This window comes from Streptomyces sp. NPDC032721 (assembly GCF_055579625.1).
This window is the reverse complement of record NZ_JBVIMX010000013.1, coordinates 155250-173583: the sequence shown is the minus strand read 5'-3', so window position 1 is coordinate 173583 and position 18334 is coordinate 155250. Positions and strand designations below refer to the sequence as shown.

Annotated in this window: 20 protein-coding genes; 9 read left to right on the top strand and 11 right to left on the bottom strand. The window is 68.2% G+C overall.

Features of this window, described 5'->3' with window-relative positions:
• Positions 1 to 144: 144 nt before the first annotated feature.
• The 4 genes from ACZ5PB_RS26900 to ACZ5PB_RS26885 form a co-directional block, all read right to left on the bottom strand.
• Entirely contained in the window at positions 145 to 633 is a 489-nt protein-coding gene (locus tag ACZ5PB_RS26900; RefSeq protein WP_468694376.1) for a tyrosine-type recombinase/integrase, read from the bottom strand.
• Positions 634 to 982: 349 nt separating this feature from the next.
• On the bottom strand, positions 983 to 2020 hold the full coding sequence (locus ACZ5PB_RS26895) for a hypothetical protein (RefSeq protein WP_468694375.1): 1038 nt from the start codon (positions 2018 to 2020) through the stop codon (positions 983 to 985).
• 457 nt (positions 2021 to 2477) lie between these two features.
• Entirely contained in the window at positions 2478 to 4175 is a 1698-nt protein-coding gene (locus ACZ5PB_RS26890) for a SulP family inorganic anion transporter (RefSeq protein ID WP_468694374.1), read from the bottom strand.
• 109 nt (positions 4176 to 4284) lie between these two features.
• Positions 4285 to 4776, bottom strand: a complete 492-nt coding sequence (locus tag ACZ5PB_RS26885) for a DUF1269 domain-containing protein (RefSeq protein WP_468694373.1) — start codon at positions 4774 to 4776, stop codon at positions 4285 to 4287.
• Positions 4777 to 5126: 350 nt separating this feature from the next.
• On the opposite strand from ACZ5PB_RS26885, the gene ACZ5PB_RS26880 reads away from it, so the two are divergent.
• The 3 genes from ACZ5PB_RS26880 (at position 5127) to ACZ5PB_RS26870 (ending at position 8018) form a co-directional block, all read left to right on the top strand.
• Positions 5127 to 5582, top strand: a complete 456-nt coding sequence (locus ACZ5PB_RS26880) for a DUF7144 family membrane protein (protein ID WP_468694372.1) — start codon at positions 5127 to 5129, stop codon at positions 5580 to 5582.
• Between the two features lie 270 nt (positions 5583 to 5852).
• Positions 5853 to 7250: a DUF1254 domain-containing protein gene (locus tag ACZ5PB_RS26875; RefSeq protein ID WP_468694371.1), complete on the top strand. Its 1398-nt coding sequence runs from the start codon at positions 5853 to 5855 to the stop codon at positions 7248 to 7250.
• Between the two features lie 90 nt (positions 7251 to 7340).
• A complete protein-coding gene (locus ACZ5PB_RS26870; RefSeq protein WP_468694370.1) occupies positions 7341 to 8018 on the top strand; it encodes a GAP family protein in 678 nt (225 codons plus the stop codon).
• Positions 8019 to 8661: 643 nt separating this feature from the next.
• On the opposite strand, the gene ACZ5PB_RS26865 is transcribed toward ACZ5PB_RS26870, so the two are convergent.
• Complete coding sequence (locus ACZ5PB_RS26865) at positions 8662 to 9411, bottom strand: carboxymuconolactone decarboxylase family protein (RefSeq protein ID WP_468694369.1); 750 nt, start codon at positions 9409 to 9411, stop codon at positions 8662 to 8664.
• 166 nt (positions 9412 to 9577) lie between these two features.
• Complete coding sequence (locus ACZ5PB_RS26860) at positions 9578 to 9988, bottom strand: MerR family transcriptional regulator (protein WP_468694367.1); 411 nt, start codon at positions 9986 to 9988, stop codon at positions 9578 to 9580.
• A 143-nt stretch (positions 9989 to 10131) separates the two neighbouring features.
• Here ACZ5PB_RS26860 and ACZ5PB_RS26855 point away from each other — a divergent pair, with 143 nt between their 5' ends.
• Both ACZ5PB_RS26855 and ACZ5PB_RS26850 read left to right on the top strand, forming a co-directional pair.
• Entirely contained in the window at positions 10132 to 10308 is a 177-nt protein-coding gene (locus ACZ5PB_RS26855; protein ID WP_468694365.1) for a hypothetical protein, read from the top strand.
• A 664-nt stretch (positions 10309 to 10972) separates the two neighbouring features.
• Positions 10973 to 11320: a helix-turn-helix domain-containing protein gene (locus ACZ5PB_RS26850; protein ID WP_468694364.1), complete on the top strand. Its 348-nt coding sequence runs from the start codon at positions 10973 to 10975 to the stop codon at positions 11318 to 11320.
• A gap of 142 nt (positions 11321 to 11462) precedes the next feature.
• On the opposite strand, the gene ACZ5PB_RS26845 is transcribed toward ACZ5PB_RS26850, so the two are convergent.
• On the bottom strand, positions 11463 to 11822 hold the full coding sequence (locus tag ACZ5PB_RS26845; RefSeq protein ID WP_468694362.1) for a hypothetical protein: 360 nt from the start codon (positions 11820 to 11822) through the stop codon (positions 11463 to 11465).
• A 229-nt stretch (positions 11823 to 12051) separates the two neighbouring features.
• Here ACZ5PB_RS26845 and ACZ5PB_RS26840 point away from each other — a divergent pair, with 229 nt between their 5' ends.
• Both ACZ5PB_RS26840 and ACZ5PB_RS26835 read left to right on the top strand, forming a co-directional pair.
• A complete protein-coding gene (locus ACZ5PB_RS26840) occupies positions 12052 to 12192 on the top strand; it encodes a hypothetical protein (RefSeq protein WP_468694361.1) in 141 nt (46 codons plus the stop codon).
• A gap of 209 nt (positions 12193 to 12401) precedes the next feature.
• Entirely contained in the window at positions 12402 to 13112 is a 711-nt protein-coding gene (locus ACZ5PB_RS26835; protein ID WP_468694359.1) for a hypothetical protein, read from the top strand.
• Between the two features lie 306 nt (positions 13113 to 13418).
• Here ACZ5PB_RS26835 and ACZ5PB_RS26830 read toward each other — a convergent pair whose 3' ends face one another.
• Positions 13419 to 14153 carry an SDR family NAD(P)-dependent oxidoreductase gene (locus ACZ5PB_RS26830; protein WP_468694358.1) on the bottom strand — a complete coding sequence of 245 codons (735 nt, stop codon included), beginning with the start codon at positions 14151 to 14153 and terminating at the stop codon, positions 13419 to 13421.
• Between the two features lie 172 nt (positions 14154 to 14325).
• On the opposite strand from ACZ5PB_RS26830, the gene ACZ5PB_RS26825 reads away from it, so the two are divergent.
• Positions 14326 to 14958, top strand: coding sequence for a TetR/AcrR family transcriptional regulator (locus ACZ5PB_RS26825; RefSeq protein ID WP_468694357.1), 633 nt, complete (start codon positions 14326 to 14328; stop codon positions 14956 to 14958).
• Between the two features lie 68 nt (positions 14959 to 15026).
• Here ACZ5PB_RS26825 and ACZ5PB_RS26820 read toward each other — a convergent pair whose 3' ends face one another.
• The 3 genes from ACZ5PB_RS26820 to ACZ5PB_RS26810 all read right to left on the bottom strand — a co-directional run bounded on the left by ACZ5PB_RS26820 (position 15027) and on the right by ACZ5PB_RS26810 (position 17501).
• Positions 15027 to 15818 carry an amino acid ABC transporter ATP-binding protein gene (locus tag ACZ5PB_RS26820; RefSeq protein WP_468694575.1) on the bottom strand — a complete coding sequence of 264 codons (792 nt, stop codon included), beginning with the start codon at positions 15816 to 15818 and terminating at the stop codon, positions 15027 to 15029.
• Between the two features lie 86 nt (positions 15819 to 15904).
• Positions 15905 to 16690: an amino acid ABC transporter permease gene (locus ACZ5PB_RS26815; RefSeq protein WP_468694354.1), complete on the bottom strand. Its 786-nt coding sequence runs from the start codon at positions 16688 to 16690 to the stop codon at positions 15905 to 15907.
• A gap of 13 nt (positions 16691 to 16703) precedes the next feature.
• The gene (locus tag ACZ5PB_RS26810) at positions 16704 to 17501 is read right to left on the bottom strand and encodes an ABC transporter substrate-binding protein (RefSeq protein WP_468694352.1); all 798 of its coding nucleotides are present in this window, start codon (positions 17499 to 17501) and stop codon (positions 16704 to 16706) included.
• Between the two features lie 442 nt (positions 17502 to 17943).
• On the opposite strand from ACZ5PB_RS26810, the gene ACZ5PB_RS26805 reads away from it, so the two are divergent.
• Positions 17944 to 18273 carry a DUF6401 family natural product biosynthesis protein gene (locus ACZ5PB_RS26805; RefSeq protein ID WP_468694350.1) on the top strand — a complete coding sequence of 110 codons (330 nt, stop codon included), beginning with the start codon at positions 17944 to 17946 and terminating at the stop codon, positions 18271 to 18273.
• The last annotated feature ends 61 nt before the right edge of the window (positions 18274 to 18334 follow it).

The window sequence follows — 18334 nt, the reverse complement described above, 5'->3', positions numbered from 1 at the left end:
ACGGCCCACGGCACCCTGCCGACGGCTACCGGGCCACCACATTCTGGTGCACCAAGCACCAGTGCCCCACCTCCCCAAGAGCCTCCGGCGTGCCCGTTTTGAGTGGATCTTCGGGCTCCCGGGGGACAAGCGGGGGACAGCGCGTCACGCGACTTCCGAGCCCTGCCCTGGAGCAGGTTCCCGGGGGACGAGAGTGAGGTGTGCCCCCTCCTGTTGTGCCTCCTCGGTGGGCGCTCGTCGTGGGACGAGGGCGAGGGGTGCATCTGCTTCGGCCTGAGCGAATTGAGGCATCAAGCTGGTGTAGGTCTGGGCCGTAAGGACGTAGGAGCTGTGTCCGAGCAGCACTTGGATGGCTTTCATCGAGAGACCTGCGGCAAGGCTGAGCGAGGCCGCGCAGTGCCGTAGGTCGTGGAGGCGGATGGGCGGCAGCCCGAGCCGTTTCACCAGTGCGCGGATGACCCTCTCGGCTGTCCACACCAGCGGTTCGGGCTTGGAGTAGTTGGGGAGGGTGACGGCCTTGGCCCAGTTCTGCGCGATGAGCCGTTCGGCGACTGCATCCTTCAATGCGCCGGTCAGCATGTCCTTGATCTTGTGCTGGGTGCCGGGGCCGGGCTGGCGCCGCGGCCTGGCCATCGCTTCTCGCAGCGTGACCCTCGCCTCGTTCCATCGAGGACGGAGCTCCGGGGGCCTGGGGCGTGCGGCGGAGCGCCACGCGTCATGGGCGACTTGGCAGGCCGCCTTGGCCTCGTCGGCGAGTTGCTGAGTCGATGACGTTCTTCCGGGCACATCTCGACCGCGGGAACGCGTTCCTTTCCGCGTGATCATGGGCAGCGGGTAACGGCGCCAGCACCTGCTCCAACTACCGCACCTCGGCATCGCGTATCCGCCGAAGGGCATCGGCCGCCATGCGGTCGCCAGGTGCTACCGGTGAAGCACCGGGCGACCTCACTCCTTGCTGGTGTGGCGGTGTTGATCGTGGCGGTCAGCCGCCGATGGTGAAGGTGATGGTGTGGTCCCTCAGGGCGACCTTGCCCGAGGTGTTGGGCTGGGAGCCCCCTGTCTTGACCGCCTGGGTGAAGGTCAGGGCGTAGGTTCCGGTGGGAGAGCCGGCGAAGTCGAAATCCCGGGTGAAGGTCCGGTCGTAGGGGACTTTGCCGCCGCTGATGGTGATTTCCTCGGAGTGGATGACCGTGTCGTCCGGGTCTGTCAGCGTCAGTGTTCCGGTGATCTTGGGGATCGCTTTGTCGGTCAGGGTCAGTCGCTCCTTGAACCAGGCGACGGCGTCCCAGTGGTAGGGCCTGGCCCAGTAGGAGGCGGTGCCCTTCTGGTAACCGTCGCCGCCCCAGCCGAGTTTGAGCTCCAGGTGGGAGGAGACGCTGCAGACGTTGTTGGCCCCGCGGCCGCGGTCGTCGTGGTCACCGGAGGACGGGCTGCGGAAGGATCGGTGAACGTCGTCGTCGGCCTTCTCGCCGGTGTTGATCCAATCGAAGCGGCCGATGGCGCCGGTCCCCCACCTCGTCACGTACAGGTGGGCGCCCAGACTCCTGCGGCGCAGCGTGCCACGAGGGTGGGCGCTGCCGTCCGTGCCGCCGAGTGCGCCGGAGTCGGGGGACGGGCTGCGGCCCTCGCGCCGGTCCACCTCGATGAAGACCTCCTCCATGAACTCGTCGGGGAGTTCGTCCTCCTCGATGTCGGTGATTGTCAGTCCGGCGATCTTGCCGTCGGACACGACGAATGCCCACCGGACGGGGCGGGGGTAGTCGTGGCGCAGGGCGATGCCGGTGAGGGTGTGGCCGTCGGTGTCCTGTTCGCTGATCAGGATGGCGGCGCGGGTGGCCAGAAATAGCCTGGCGTCGGCCTCGTCGTCCTTGTACCTGAAGCGGGGATCGGCTTCGTGTCCCTTGTAGCTGAAGCGGAAGTCGTCGGTGACGGCCGAATGGAATGCCGCTTCGTCCTGGGCGTTGAGAGCGGTGACGAAATCGCGGACGGCCGGGTTGGTGAGCTCCTCGGAGTTGATCATGCCCGCCAATCTGCCCTCAGCAGATCGGCCGCTATGCCCCCAACGCGATATACGGCGAGTTCGTGTTGAGTGATGGCCGGAATGCCCCCGCTGATTCCTTCGGTCGGGTGGACGTCGGCCTGCGGGTGGTCTGCGGGAGTGGCCATGCAGCTGTTCACGACCCGCTCCGACCACGGCGGCACCTCACCATCATGGAGCGTAGTGACCGCACGCCTCCGAGGTCGGACTTCTGCTCCTGATCGCGAGCCTGCATCTGCGCTCACCGACCGCGGAAATCAGAAACCGTGCTGGTGGGGCGGCCGCGACCGTGAGGACGGGCGAGGTCGCCGCGCAGCGGTCGTGGCGGGTGGCCGTGCAGGCCGGTGAGGCCATGTGCGCATTCTCGCCATCCGCCGGAGCGTGCCTTGCCGGGGAGGTCCAGGGCGTCCGCGCGCGGGTTCCGTTTCATGGATCAGGTTCATGGATCAGGCCGGGTGCCGGTGAGGGCTGTCACCGCGTCGTTGACGGTGGCGTGGATGCTGCCTGCCAAGTGGGACCCCAGGGGGTGGTGGGAGATCTGCTCGGCGACCTCGGCCCGTACACGTGCCAGGGACAGGGAGATTCCCCTGCGGTCGAGTTCGCTGCGGAGTTCGTCGAGCGCGTCCATGACGGGCAGGCCGAGTTGGAAGCTTGCGGTGAGGTCGAGGACGACGGCGCGGGGGGCCGGGGTGGCTGCGGCGATGCAGTCATGGACGGCGAGTGCGACGCGGTTGATGTTGCCGAAGAAGAGGCTGCCGTCGGGGCGGACCACCAGTACGCCCGGAGTGGCCCGGGTCTCGGTGTGGTCGGCGTCCGCGAAGAGGCGGGTGCCCGGCAGGCGGCCCAGTACGGACACGTGGCGGCGGGAAGCGACGGCGATGAACAGGACCAGGGAGAGCGCCACCGCCAGCAGCAGGCCGGGCAGGAGGTCGAAGAGGAGGACGCCGAAGAGTGCGGTCAGGGCCACCCACAGGCTGCGCCGGTCCCAGGCAAGGTACCGGCGCAGTTCGCCGGTGCGCAGGAAGCCTCGTACGGCCACGATGACGATGGCGCCCAGGACGGGCTCGGGAAGGTCGGTGAAGAGCGGGGTCAGGAAGGCGCCGGTGAGCAGGATGAGCACGGCGGCGACGAGCGACACCATGGGGCTGCGCCCGCCTGCTCCGGCTGCCGCGGCGCTGCGCGAGGCGCTGCCGGAGACGACGAAGCCGCGGACGAGCCCGACCAGGATGTTGCTGATGCCGACGGCGGCCATCTCGCGGTTCGCGTCGACCTGTTGGCCGTTCTCGCGGGCGAACCGGTTGGCGATGCTGAAGGCTTCGGCGAACACGACCAGGGCGACGCCCAGTGCGCCGCCGGCCAGCGCGATCCAGTCGGAAGCCGGGATGCCCGGCAGGTGGGGCACGGGGATCGCGGAAGGGATCTTTCCGACGATCTCCACCCCGTGGTCCTCCAGGCGCAGGGCCGCGGAGAGGATCAGGGCCAGGACCAGGACGATGAGGGCGGCGGGCAGTCGGGGCATGAACCGTTCCAGCAGGAACAGCAGTGCCAGTGCGCCCGCTCCGACGGCCAGGGTCACCAGTGACCAGTCGGGCACCTTAGAGAACACCGCCCACAGCCGTTCGAAGAAGTTGCCGTCGCCGCTGGACACCCCGACGATCTTGGCAGCCTGGCGTACGACGATCGTCAGGGCCATACCGAACAGAAAGCCCAGCAGGGCCGGTTCGGCGAGGAAGTTGGTGAGGAAGCCGAGCTTGGCCAGACCGGCCACCAGCAGAATGGCGCCGACGATGACAGCCAGAGCGGCGGAGAGGCCCACCGCGTCCTTGGCGTCACTGCTGACGGCCGAGATCGTCGCGGCCGACAGTACGGCAGCAGCTGAAGTGGCGCCGACGATGAGGAAGTTGGAGCGCCCGAAGAGTGCGTAGACCAGCAGGGCGACAGGGGCGGCGTAGAACGCGTTCTGCGGCGGCACCCCGGCGATCTGCGCGTAGGCCACGCACTCGGGCACGATCAGCGCCCAGGCGGTCAGCGCGCCCAGGATGTCGCCGCGCAGCCACCGCTTGTCGTACCTGCTCAGCCAACCGGCGACAGGCCAGGTCCGCTGGTGGGTGGGGGGCGGGCCGGTGGGGCGTTCCATCGCAGCAGCTCCAGTCGGACGGCGGGTTGCGATTGCCCGACCGCACCCGCCCCGAGGCGGGTGGAGGGACGGATGCGTCCGGGCCGTTCAGCGAAGCGGCGTCCGAGAGTCAGGCGGCGACGACGTCGCGCAGGTGCTGCTCCTGGTCACCGGTGAAATTCGAGCGGATCAGTTCGGCTTGCCCGCCGGGGAACGCGTCGCGGACGCGCTCGACCACCGCGTCCGAGGAGAGCAGGAACAGTGCCGAAGACCCGGGCGTGACCTCGGTTTTCACGTCGTCGATGAACTTGTCGTCGATGCCGACGTCGCCCAGTGACCCGGTGAGGGCTCCGGTGGCGGCGCCGCGGACCGCGCCGAGCAGGGGGACGAAGAAGATCAGCCCGAGGAGCCTGCCCCAGAAGGTTCCGGACAGGGCTCCGGCCCCGGTGAGGTTGTTGAGCTGCTTGGTCCGGGGCCGCTGGCGGTCCTGGAGCCAGGCCACCACTGCGGCATCGTGCACGTGCATGAGTTCCTGCTTCTGGAGGGCCGGCAGGACGCTCTCCGCCTGTTCGGCGCCCTGGGGGTCGTCGAACTTCCAGACGGTCAGCGTCGTAGATGCCACGAGGTGCTCCTGTTCGTGCGGGCAGAATGCTCCCAAGTAGATCCCTGTTCATCCTGATATGCGACCTGATGGACGCCGCTTGGCGGGATCCTCACGAGGCCACCGTGTGGAGCCGGTAGGCCTTCGCGGACACGGCTCCCACCGCCCTTCGAGCCATCGCTGCGCAGCAGACATCGCAGCCCCAGGAGAGGCCGGAATGCCTCCCAGACCTGCAAATTCTCGCTGGACGCCCCTACGGCAGTCCTATGCCGGCAGCACCTCCTCCATCACCCGGTCGGCCCAGCTCCGAGTGTCACCGCAACTTGGCTGACCGAAGACTGACGTACCGGCCCCACCAGGCCGTTCGCCCGATGAAGGAGCTTCACGTGGCACACTCAGCAACCCCCGCAACCCCTGGCACAGCCCGCCGAACGGGCGGATCCGACAACGCCTGGGCGTCAGGCGGAGTGATGTTCGCCGGTGTGCTCCTGCTCGTCGACGGCATCCTCGACGTCCTGAAGGGCATCGCGGGTATCGCCGAGAACGACGTCTACACGCGACTCGGCGACTACGTGTACAAGTTCGACGTCACCACCTGGGGCTGGATCCACCTCGTGCTGGGTGTCGTCCTCGCGGTCGTCGGCTGGGGCCTCCTCAACAACGCGCTGTGGGCCAGAGCCACCGGGGTGATGCTGGCGGCGGTCAGCCTCATCGTCAACTTCATGTGGCTGCCCTACGCCCCGGTGTGGGCGGTCATCTCCATCGCCCTGAGCGTCTTCGTCATCTGGGCCCTCTGTGCGGCCCGCGACGACGTCACCACGGGCTGACCGCCGTACCCCGAGCCAGGAGAACCGCGTGACGACACCGGACAGGCTCCCCGAAGAAGCCCGCACCGGACGGCCCCCTCACCATCGCCATCCGCGTCTACGGGCCGGAGGCCACCGCGCTCGATCACAGCTGACCATGCCCGAGCTCGCCGTCCGGCAGTGACCACGCGGCCCGCTCCGAACGCCTTCTGATCGGCCTCGTACCTGACGTCGGAGTACGGGGCCACCGCCCGCAAGCCACCCCACCGAGCGAACGAGACAGGTGAGCGCATGTCCGCCGAATCCCGGCCCACAGCGGCAGGCCCCTTCGCCACGGACGGCGACCTCCCGCGCCGTGAAGACCTGGGAAACGTCTTCGACGAACTCGACCACCAGATGGCCTGCCAGGCCTATCTGTGGGCGCTGCCCCTGGTCTCGTACGCCCAGTGGCAGAAGGTCCACCGGGAAACCTTCGGCGCGGGCCCCTGCGACCTGGTCCGCTACCTCACCTACCAGGACCGGCTCGGCCTCATCACGGCCAACGCCACCACCCCGTACATCCTCAACTTCATCGACCTCTCGGAGACCGGCCCGCTGGTGATCGAACTGCCTGCCGGACCCACGGCGGGCGGAGTGTCCGACTTCTGGCAGCGGGAGATCGGCGTCATGGGGGAAATGGGCCCCGACCAGGGCGAGGGCGGCCGCTACCTCATGGTGCCGCCCGGCGAGCAACCGCCCGCCGACACCGGTGACCTGCGTGTCCTCGTCTCCACCGGCGTCAACATCATGTTCGGGTTCCGCACCCTGGACCCCGACCCGGAACGCGCCCAGGCACTGGTCGAGGCGGTACGCATCTACCCCCATGCCGCGGACCCCGAGGAGAACCCGACCCGGCTGGTGTCCCCGCAGGGGCGCCCGTGGTCCGGGGACCAGCCGCGCGGACTCGCCTACTGGGAGCGGTTGCACGACATCTACCAGACGGAGATCGTCGACGAACGCGACCGCTTCTACCTCGCGATGCTGCGACAGCTCGGGATCGTCAAGGGCGAGCCCTTCGCCCCCGACGAACGGCTGGTCCGGATCCTGGAGCGCGCGAGCACGGTCGGCGAACGGATGGCCCAGGCCAACAGTTTCGCCAAACGCTTCGACGGCGCCCGCTACTGGCCCGACCGCCAGTGGGACCTGGTCCTCATGCTCGACCGCTCCGACCAGCGGGCCGAACACCACGACCAACTCCTGGAACGCGCCGCCTGGTTCTACGAGGCCGTCAGCTTCTCCGCCGCGATGAAGTCGCAGACCCCCGGACTCGGCCAGGCCTATCTCGCCACCTACACCGACGCACACGGCCAGTGGCTCGACGGCTCCAGGTCCTACACCCTGCACGTCCCCGCGGACCCGCCCGCCAAGCTCTTCTGGTCGGCCACCGTCTACGACATCACCACCCGCTGCCTGATCGACAACCCCCAGCAGCGCGGTGACCGGGGCTCACGCGACAGCGACCTCCAGTACAACGACGACGGCTCGGTGGACCTCTTCTTCGGCCCCGAACCCCCGAGCGGACCGGTGGGCGAGTCGAACTGGGTACAGACCCTCCCCGGTCGGCACTGGTTCTCCTACTTCCGCTTCTACGGCCCGCTGGAGCCGTACTTCGACCGCACGTGGCGCCTGGGAGACATCACCCCCGTCTGACCGCGACCGGACCACCGCACCCAGTCCCGGTGGACGGCGGCCACGGCGGCCCCGCACCCGTGCAGTCAACCCTCGGCACAGGAGGAAACGATGGGCAACGCCATCGGCCAGATGCTCGCCTCGGCGGTGGGTATCGCCATCAGTCCCATCCCGCTGATCGCCATCGTCCTGATGCTCGCCACACCACGCGGAAAGGTGAACGGCACCGCCTTCCTGCTGGGCTGGCTCGTCGCGCTCGCCGCCGTCACCACCGTGGTGATCCTGGCCGGCTCCGGCGCCGGAGCCAACGACGGCGGCACCCCGGCCACCTGGACGTACTGGCTGAAGCTGCTCCTCGGCCTCCTCTTCCTCCTGATGGGCGCCAAGCAGTGGAAGACCCGGCCGCGGGAAGGAGACGCGCACGAACTGCCCGGCTGGATGCGGGCGATCGACAAGTTCACCCCGGCCAAGGCCGCCGGACTCGCCGCCCTGCTGGCTGCCGCCAACCCCAAGAACCTGGTACTCGCCGTCGGAGGCGCCGCCTCCATCGCGAGCAGCCCGGCGAGCACCGGCGGCAAGACCGTCGCGGCCGCGCTGTTCGTCGTCATCGGCTCGCTGTGCGTCCTGGTGCCCCTGCTCGTGTACGTCTTCGGCGGCACCAAGTCCGCACACGTACTACAGGGATGGAAGACCTGGATGGGACAGCACAACGCCGCGATCATGACCGTGCTCCTGGTCGTCCTCGGTGCGAAGTACGTCGGAGACGCCATCAGCGGACTGACCGGCTGACCCTCCGGCGGGCGACGCAGAGCAGACGGCACCGTACATCCGGTGAGGCCCACACCGGGACGCACGCATGAGTTGGAGGGCGCGCCTGGCTCTGGGTACTTGGCGTCCTGCATCCCCACCTGGTACGCGGTGAACGGGGCACGGCCCACCCACGGTTCCCGTACCACCAGGGCAGCCCCCAGCACCACCACCCCACCACGGTCCGCGAGGTCATGACCGCCTTCGATGCCCAGGAGCCAGGCTCCCAAGGTCACCCACGCCGCGACTCTCGACACTCGGTACCTCCCGCTGGTCGGGAGTGCTCCGCGCCAACGTCTGCGTACGCCCTGGCATCGGGCGCCCGCGGAAGGCCTTCATGCCGCTCCCGCACAACACTGGGCCAGTGGCGATCCACCAATATCACCAAGCCGTTCTACCGCTGTTGGATACAACGTCAAGGCGCTGTGGACCGGGATCTGGTCGAGGTCGAGTGGGCCGACGGCGACGGTGGCGGCGGTGGACTGTGGACGACCTGCTTGAGGCAGTAACTCGGGGCGCACATCGACAGGCGGGACGCCGTCCGAAGCCACGGGCCTGTCCTCGGGCCGGGGGCCGAGTCGATGAGCGGCGCCGGCTCGCTATCCGTTCCAGGTGCTTGTACCGGTCAGACGGGGCGGATACCGCGCTCCTCGAAGACCTCGCGCAGGACTCCGACGGCATTGAGGGCGCGGGGGAATCCCGTGTACGGGACGGCTTGGACGACCGTCTCAATCACCTGCCGGGGTGAAAGTCCCACCCTGAGCGCGGCGTTGAAGTGCACCTTTTGCTGGGGTGCCGTGTCACCGAGGGCGATCAGTCCGCCCAGGGTGACAAGCTGTCGTTGCCTCAGGTCGAGCCCCGGTCGCGGGTAGACGTCCCCGAAGGCGAACTCGACGATGTACCGGCCGAGATCGGGCGCCACGTCGTTCAGGGACCTGATCACCTCGATGCCGTGCTCGCCGTCGACCTCGCGCAGTTTGTCCTCGCCCCGCGCATAGCGGTCCCCGCCGGGCTTCACCTTGATCGGCTCGACGCGCACTCCTCGCTCCTTGAACACGGTGCGCGCGGCGGCCAGCGCGTTGAGCGTCCGCGGGAACCCCGCGAAGGGGACCAGGTGGATCAGTGCCTCCACCACCTGTGCCGCGTCCAGTCCGACATGCAGCGCCGCGCCGATGTGGAACCGCAACTGCGGGGCGGTGTCCCCGGCGGCGGTCAGTACGCCGATGGTCACCAACTGACGCTGCCTCACGTCGAGTCCGGGCCGTGCGTGCACATCCCCGTACCCGAACTCGACCACGAAGCGCCCCAGGTCCGGGGCGATGTCCTCCAGCGCCTCCACCGTGGCGAGAGCATCCTCCCCTGCGATCTCCTTCATACGGGCAGCGCCCCGCGCATACCGCTGGGACGGCCCACGGTCCGCGCTGTCGGCCACCGCCGCGCCGGGCCTCGTCAGGGCAGCCGCCATCGCGCCGGCCCCTCCAACGGCTCCGTACCGCAGGAGGGCCCGTCTGCCCCTGCCCGCCTCGGCCCCCCGCCGTGCGTCATGCCTCTCGTTCGATGTCCCCATCCTGTTCCTCCACCAGTCGCTCGTAGTGCGCGATTTTGTTGTCGACGGCGTCGAGGCTGCGCATAACGGCCTCGTACTCCCTTCTGGCGTGCGCCTGGTGCCTCCGTAGCAGCTCCAGCCGCGCCCGCACGGTGGCGTCTCCGCCCCGCCGCAGTTCAGCGAACGCCAACATCCCCTGGATGGGCATCCCGGTCGTCCGCAGCCGCAGCAGAAACGCCATCCAGGCCAGATCCGCTGCCTGATAACGGCGTCGTCCGTCCAGCCCGCGTCCCACTCTGTCGATCAGGCCGATGCGTTCGTAGTAGCGCAGGGTGGAAGGGCTGAGTCCGGTCAGCTCGGACATCTGAGCAATGGTCAGAGTCCCGTCGATCTGTTCGGTCGCCACACGACGACCGTACGAGTTGAAGCGCGCTTCAACGCAAGGGATCCGTCGCAGCCAGGGATACGACGATCTCCGCCCCGCACCGAGGCCCGGGCCCACCGCCCACCGGTGACGCCGCCCAGCCCCACACACCGCCGAACACCGCCATGACCGAGGAACGCTTCCGCCGTCATGTCCGCACAGCTCGCCAGCTCGCCAGCATGCGCGGCTGGGCCCTCGCGTACTATCCGCGCGAGGCCGATTACCTCGTCGCCGGGCATGCGGAAATCTATGTCGGCTGGAGTAGACATTGGATGTTGGTGTGGTTATGGTTTCTCTCGTAGCCGAGATCAGCAGGGCCCGGCAGAGATGAACTGCCGGGCAGTGTTACCCGTAGTTGCAGTACGCATGACGGTGCGGCGGTGGAGTTTCGAAGCCAGAGCGGTTGCAGGACGGCGACGGGACTGGCGGCCGGACCGGGTGGCCCGCAGTGATCAGGGGCCGCCGCGAGCAGTACCGCAGTTCGAGCAGTACCGCAGTTTCCGTAGTTGCAGTACTCCGCAGTGCAGTCAGGTGAGCAGTACCTCGGTGAAGGCGTCGGCTGCGGACGCGCGCACCGGGAAGTTCGGCAGTGGGGTTCTAAGCCAGAGCAGACGCACGAAGGGCGACGGGGCTGGCTGCCGGAGAGTGGCGCTCGCAAAGGCCACCAGCAGTACGAAGAAGGCAGTTCATCCAGAGGGAAAGAACGGAGGAACACCAGCGCCATCAGGATCGCCCGGGCGGAAGTCGCGAGCCCGGGTACCGCAGGACATCGATAGTGAGGTGGTCTCCGGTCAAGCAACCGCGATCCCCGTACACCCGGCAGCGATCAGGCCGGGTCGGCGGAAACATAGGGCCGGCGCAGTACTAAAGCCGGCAGATGGTGTAGCAAGTTCCTTCGGGGCCCGGGTGCCATATGGCACCCGGGCCCCTCCAGCGCGTTCCCGAGAGTGTTCCAGAGAGGTGCAAATGACAGCAGACGACTCGTTCGACCGTCTCGATGACGACGACTACCCCGCCTACACCATGGGCCGGGCCGCCGAGATGATCGGCGCCACCCAGAACTTCCTGCGGGCACTCGGCGAAGCCCGCCTGATCACCCCGCTCCGGTCCGAGGGCGGCCACCGCCGCTACTCCCGCTACCAGCTGCGCATCGCCGCCCGCGCCCGCGAACTCGTCGACCACGGCACCCCGATCGAGGCTGCCTGCCGCATCATCATCCTCGAAGACCAGCTCGAAGAGGCTCAGCGCATCAACGCGGAACACCATCGGCCCGCCGGGCCGGCGAACCCGGCGAACCCGGCAAACGCAAGCTGACAACAGAGGTGTGCCGGGGCCGGCACGGGCTGAGGCTTCTGCGTCTACCGGCGTACCGCTGCCCAGCACGGAGGCTCGACGGGGGCTCGGGCCACGTCAGACCGTGTCGCCGTCCGGGGCACCGGTGAGTACCGGTGAACGTTCAGTGGTCGGAGTAGCTGAAGTCGCCCACGGTCCAGGCACTGACGTCCGCGATCGCCACGCGGTACATCCCGCCCGTCTCGGGGATGCCCACCGAGCCCTGCAGAATTCGCGCGACGTGGAAGTGCAGATGCGTGGGCGGTCCCTCCCCGCGTGCCGCGGCGGTGAAAACGGGGGAGAAATCACCCAGGTGGGCCGAGTCCGCCAGGACCTCCGACACCCGCTGCCTCCAGACGGCTTCGGGAGCCAGCCGTCCTGTGATGACAGCGCCTCCGGCGACCACGGTCAGAGACATCTGATTGCTGCGCCCGGACTCCACCAGGGCGACGACATCAACGAGCAACTCGTCAAGCTTCGACATGACAAGCGATTCTAATAGCCGTCCATCTCGTGGCGGAGGCGGTGTCGCAGATGGGAAGAAGCGAGGCCGAACCGTCCAGGCGAGAGCGCCGCAGAGCACTTCGTGCCCTCTGTGATGGGTCGAGGTAGTTGTCACCGCCGTCAGGTGGATCTACTACCGCAAGACGAAGCGCCGTACCTCAGCGCTGGCGGAGGAGTTCTCTCCAGCAGCACAGGCGGTGAAGCGGGCGATGGAGCAGGAGAGGATCCGCAAGAACGTCCGGCCCGCCGAGGGCCCACCACTCGGCGTGGACCTGGAGAAGGGCGGCGCACGGATCCGTCACTCACAGCCCGGCGGGCAGGAATCTGCCCACCCGAATGACATCGAGTGAGTATCGGCCATGTCCCGCCAGTCCGAGTGGGCAGTTCGTGGGGCTCCGGCCTGTGGGGCTGCCAAGTGGTCCGGGAATGCCGTCGGATGCTGTTCTCGAACGAGGTGGACTTCGTGGAACGGAGCTCGCGCGGCGGGCAGTATTCAGGCGTGCCGGCGAACCGGGTACCCGTACGGTCTCGTGCCCGCGAGGGCATGCAGAATGCGTCCATGATTGACGAATACCGGCCCGGTGATGTGCTGAAGCTGGAGTGCCCGTTCACCGAGACCACGGTCACCGAGGTCTCCAGCTCCTACGTCTCCGTACGGTGGCCGTGGCTGGAGGTGGACCCACAGGCCAAGAACATCAGCTGGAACGGGCAGCGAGCGCTTCCCACGCCTGAGGCGCGCGAGTGGGAGATCTTCCGAACGGAACCGGCGGAGACCATGCTGAGGCCGGGTGACACCTGCCTCGTAGGGGTTCCCGCGACCGTGGTGCACGTCCAGACGGTCTATCACTTCGATCCGCCCCAGGTCACTGGCATGCTGCCGCGGCCTGCGTCCTACCTCGACCTCCTGCGGCAGGGTGACACCTATGACCCCGAGTTGGAGGACCAGGCTTACGCGCTCGATCCGGCCGGCGGCGAACCGATCCGCATCGAGCTGCTGTTCCGCCCGTACGCATTCCTCGAACCAGGCGATGAGCTCGCCGACCAGGCCGGGCGCGTCTGGCGGTTCGACGCAGCCTGGGACTGGCACCCCCTCGACGGTGAGCACTCGGAAACCCCAGCCTGGCCACTGGCTCTGCTCTCCCGCAATGGTGAGCCAACGCCTGAGGAAGCCGCGGCGGTAGCCCGGGCGACGGCGGTCGGCAGCCACGCGGAGGAACTTGATCGGTGGGCTGGACTTACTCTCGCGCAACCAGCCGCCCAAGAGGAGTGACCTCGCCGGGATCGACAAGATCAGGTGGCAGGAGCACCGCCGGCGGCCTTGAATGCGACAGGAAAGTAGCGGGGTGCGGTGGCTGTCTGCGTGCCTCGGTGACAGTCAGAGGCCGTAGCCACTGTCACGATTGCGCACACCGGCGCACCTCGTCTGCTCACCTCGGCTCGTGTGGGTGGGTGGGCGCGGGACTGGAGCACTGTCGTGTCGCAAGTCCGTATCCCGGCCTCGCCGGCAGACCTCGCGGTCCCCACGGCCGACCCATGCACTACCACCGCAACCCGCGCACCCTGGCAGGCGGGCGCGTTATGCGGTGGCCTGCGGAGTCATCGATTCGGGGTGGAATTGCTCGACGCGGTCGCGCTTGGTGTACATGTCCCAGTAGTGCTCTGCGAGGTCGTCCGGGTCGACGACGGGGAAGGCCGGGCTGTCGGCCGATTCGAAGGCGGCCTGGGCCGCGGCGGTCACCTCGCTGCGGGCGATCAATGACGCAATGGTCAGGGCGCCGACGTAGACACCCGTGTCGGCCAACTCCGCATGGAGCGAGTACAGGTAGTTGCGGGTGGCGGCCATGACCGGGCCCAGGCCGCTGAGGTGGGGCATCGGCTGCGCCGCCGAATAGCCCTGGGCCAGCAGGAAGGCACCCTCGCCGCGCTCGGTCCACTCGGGCAGCACCGCCCGGACCACCTCGACCGGGGTGAACAGCAACAGCGGGGTCAGGTCCCGCAGGGTGGCCGCGTCCAACTCGGCGGCCGGGGTGAAGCCCTGGTCGCCGCTGATCGGCCCGTATGCGATCACGTCGATCCGGTCGAGGCGGTCGTGGATCGCCTCGATGAGAGCCGGCACACCGGCGGGTTCGGAAAGATCGGCGGAGAACGCGACCGCCTCTATGCCTTCGCCGGCGAGCACCTCGACGAGGGCATCCAGACGGTCCTTGCGGCGCGCCACCAGCGCCACCCGGAAACCTTCGCGCCCGAAGCGGCGGGCCACGGACACGCCCAGACCGCTACCGGCACCGAAAACCGCGATTACTTTGGGCATAGGACCTGCTCCTTGCGCAACAGCCTTCTTGACCCTCGGGTCAACTTGTCCGTCGGCGGAACGGTAACACTCAACCTGACCTAGGGGTCAAGTTAATCCGCCGGACAGCGAGAGCTCTTCCGGGCAGTGAGAGCATGGAGGCCGCAATGCCAGAGCCAGGAGGGACGACCGGATGCGGGCCGACGCGCAACGGAACGCGGAGAAACTACGAGCAGCGGCAGCCGAGCTCTTCCAGCAGCGCGGCCTCAAGGTGCCCCTGAAGGAGATCGCCCGCCGGGCCGGTGTCAGTCACGGAACCCTCTACAACCTCTTCGGCACCCGTGAGGCGCTCATCGACGAAGTAGTGAGCGGCCTGGCCTCGGACCGTCTCGGCGAAGCCGCCGAACGAGCCCTGGCCTTCGAAGAGGCCCGGGAAGGGCTGGCGTACTACATCGAGAAAGTCTGTGAACTGCAGGCCACAGATCCCGCGGTCGCCGACGTCATCAGTGGGCGCTACCCGGCCGCCGAGTGCCTGATGGCCATCTGCGGCCGGACAAAGGATGCCGCCACGCGGATCATCGAGCGAGCCCAGCAGACCGGCGCCATCCGCCCGGACTTCACCGGTGAGGACCTCCTGCTCTTCTTCGGTACCAACGCGATGCTCGCTCGCGCGGTCGCGGACACCGCACCCGACGCCTGGCGCCGCCAAGTCGCCTTCCTGCTGGAGGGACTGAGCACGAATACGGTGCACAATCCGCTCTCCGTCGCCCCGCTGACCCCGCAGCAGACGTACGACGTGATGGGCAGGCTCGCCGGCACGCCGTAACAGCGCCTAGGGCGTGCCTTTCGGATCAGGCCGGCTTGGGATGCCCTGCCCCCCGTGCGGCAACAACGTCAAGTCGTGCAGTCCCGCGTTGCCCGGGGGCTGTCCCCCTTTCCGTTGTCGCTCAGGCCCGCTGCCGCCGGGTCCAGCAGGCGGGCGAGGAAGGAGCGGGTGCGGGCGTGGGTCGGGGAGCCGATCACCTGGTCGGGGGTGCCCTCCTCGACGATGACTCCGCCGTCCATGAAGACCACGCGGTCCGCGACCTCCCGGGCGAAGCTCATCTCGTGCGTGACCACGAGCATCGTCATTCCCTCGTCGGCGAGGACACGCATCACCGCCAGCACGTCCCCGACCAGCTCCGGGTCGAGTGCCGACGTCGGCTCGTCGAAGAGCATCAGCTGCGGGTCCATCGCCAACGCCCGTGCGATGGCCACGCGTTGCTGCTGGCCTCCGGAGAGCTGTGCCGGGTAGGCGGACTCCTTGTCGGTGAGCCCGACCCGGGCCAGGCGGTCCCGCGCGATGCGGGCCGCCTCGGTCTTGTCCCGTCCCAGTACGCGTCGTTGAGGGAGTGTCAGGTTCTGAAGGGCCGTCAGGTGTGGGAAGAGGTTGAACGACTGGAAGACCATGCCGATCCCGCGGCGTACCTTGTCGATGTCCACTTCCGGGTCGGTGACTTCGTCACCGGCCACCAGGACGGTGCCGGACGTGGGCTCCTCCAGCAGGTTCACGCAGCGCAGCAGCGTCGACTTGCCGGAGCCCGAGGGGCCGATGACGCACACCACTTCGCCGGGAGCGACAGTGAAGTCGATGCCCTTCAGCACTTCCAGCGGGCCGAACGACTTGTGCAGCGCGCGTACTTCGATCGCGGGCGCGGCACGTGGTACGTCGGGTGCGTCAGGTGCTTCGGGTGCGTTGTCCGACGGTTCCGTTCCGGAGTTCTGCACCGCGCTCACCTCGCCCTTGACGTACGTGCTTCGAGCCGCCGGACGAGATGGCCCAGCGGCAGGGTGATCACCAGATAGCAGAGCCCGGCGATCAGGATCGGGGTCAGGCTGCGGTTCTGGTTCAGTGCGTCCCTGCCGAACTTGGCCAGCTCGTACTGGGACAGCGACAGGCCCAGCAGATAGACCAGCGAGGAGTCCTTGGTCAGCAGGATCAACTCGTTGGTGAGCGGCGGAAGTACGATGCGGAACGCCTGCGGGATGACGATGGAGACCATCGCCCTGCCCTGCGACATACCGAGCGAACGCGCCGCCTCCGTCTGCCCCTTGGGCACGGCCAGGATGCCGGCCCGAATCGTTTCCGCCATGTACGCGGCTCCCACCAGGCCGAGCGCCAGCATGACCGTCACGTACTGGTTGAGCGACACCTGGAAGGCCAGCGGGACACCGAAGCCGAGGGCGATGAAGACCAGGAGCGCGGGCACGCCGCGGAAGAACTCGATGTAGGCGACGGCCAGCCAGCGGTACGGCGGCACCTTCGAGAGCCGCATCAGCGCGAGCAGCAGCCCCAGGGTCAGGCCGAAGCCGAAGCCCAGGAGGGTGTAGATGAGGGTGTTCACCAGCGCGGTGGTGATGATGTCGGGGAACTGCGCCTTGGCGACCTCGATGTCGAAGAAGGCGCGTTGGATCTCGCCCCAGTCGGTGGCCAGAGCGAGAACGAGCACCACGGCGATCAGTGCTCCGTACTGAACTCCCCTTACAGCGCGGGTCCGTTGTCGTCGGGACATTGACATCGGTGGGGGTTCCTCACTTCTTCGGAGCGGCGGGGAACCACTTCTTGTAGATGGCGTCGTACCGGCCGTCGGCCCGCGCGGCCTTGATGACCTTGTCGATCTCCTTGCGCAGGGCGATGTTGCCGGTCCGCACACCGATGCCGTACTTCTCGCCGGTGTCGAACTGGGCGGTGACCGCCGTGTCCGCGTTCTTGCGGGCATACTCGAAGAGGACGCCGTTGTCGTTGATGCCGGCGGCGACCTGTCCCGTCTTCACGGCGGTGAGCAGCAGTGCCACGTCCTCGAACTGCACCGTCTCGACGCCCGCGCCGTTCTTCTTCGCGTAGGTCTCGCCGGTGGTGCCCTGCTGGACCCCGAGCTTCTTGCCCTTCAGGGCGGCGAGCGACGTGTAGGCGGAGCCCTTCTTGGCGATCAGGGCCTGGGTGGCGTCGAAGTAGGGGGCGGAGAAGTCCAGGTTCTCCTCGCGGACCGGCGTGATCGTCATGCCCGCGGCCGCGAGGTCGCACTTGCCCGCGTTGAGGTCCTCGCCCGTCTGGATGCCCTCGAAGGGCGTGTCGACGATCTCCTGGGTGACCTTGAGTTCCTTGGCGACCAGATCGACGATGTCGACGTCGAAGCCGACGACTTCGTTGCCCTTGCGGGACTGGAAGGGTTCGTAGGGCAGATGGGTGCAGGTGGTGAGCTTGCCTGCCTTCACCAGTTCGATCGCCGACCCGCCGGACCCGGAGGTCTTCGTACTCGTACAGCCGGTGCTGACGACGACGAGGGCGGCGGCGGTGGCGATGAGGGGCAGCGCGGTGCGAGTGGACAAGACGCCTCCATACGAGAGGTTCGGCTGCGGCCCGGGGTGGGCGGAGCTCACGGGACCGTGGTGACGTGAGTTGCGGAGATCCTGCCACCGCCGCTGCCGGTTGTCTCGCGATCGGCCGCCTCGGTCTGCTCGGCCTGCTCATGGGTGGAGCGTCTGGTCGAGTAAGTCGCCTCTGTGGGCGCGTACTTGAGCCCCTTCCGAGGCGGGCGCGGGCCGCGTCGTCGAGGTCCTGTACCCGGTTCCAGAGCTTCAGGGATTCAGAGATTCAGAGATTCAGGCAGAGGCTGCTGTGGGCCGTGCGTCCGGGCGGACGGGGAGCGGGCGGGGAGACGGGAAGACGGGGAGACGGAGCACCCGCTCTCCGTGGGGGCGGTGCGTGAGATTCCTTGCAGAAGGGGCTTTCAGTAGTGGAATCGGTGCATCGGTCGCATAGCGTCTGCTCATGCCCTGTGTTCTGACGACCGTCTGCGCCGACTTCGACCGGCGATTCGCCGAGTTCGCGTTCGAGCCCGGTTTCGCCGCCGCGGTCGATCAGCACGTGGCGGAGATCCGGTGGCGGCTGGGCGCCCAGGACCCTGGCCTGGAGCCGCCCGCACCGCACCGCGACGCCCTCGCCGACTACGCACTCGGCTTCCTGGACGCACTCGCGGAGAACGGGTGGCGCGAGCCCGTGGGGTACGACTACGCCGTGTGCCGCCTCACTGCGCTGAGCTGGCTCGTCAACCGGCACCGGTTCCTCGCCCCGCGCGACGGACACGACGGAAGCGACTGACCCAGCACGTCCGACCGGCCCGATCGACCCGCCCGATCGACCCGCCCGACGCGGCAGACCC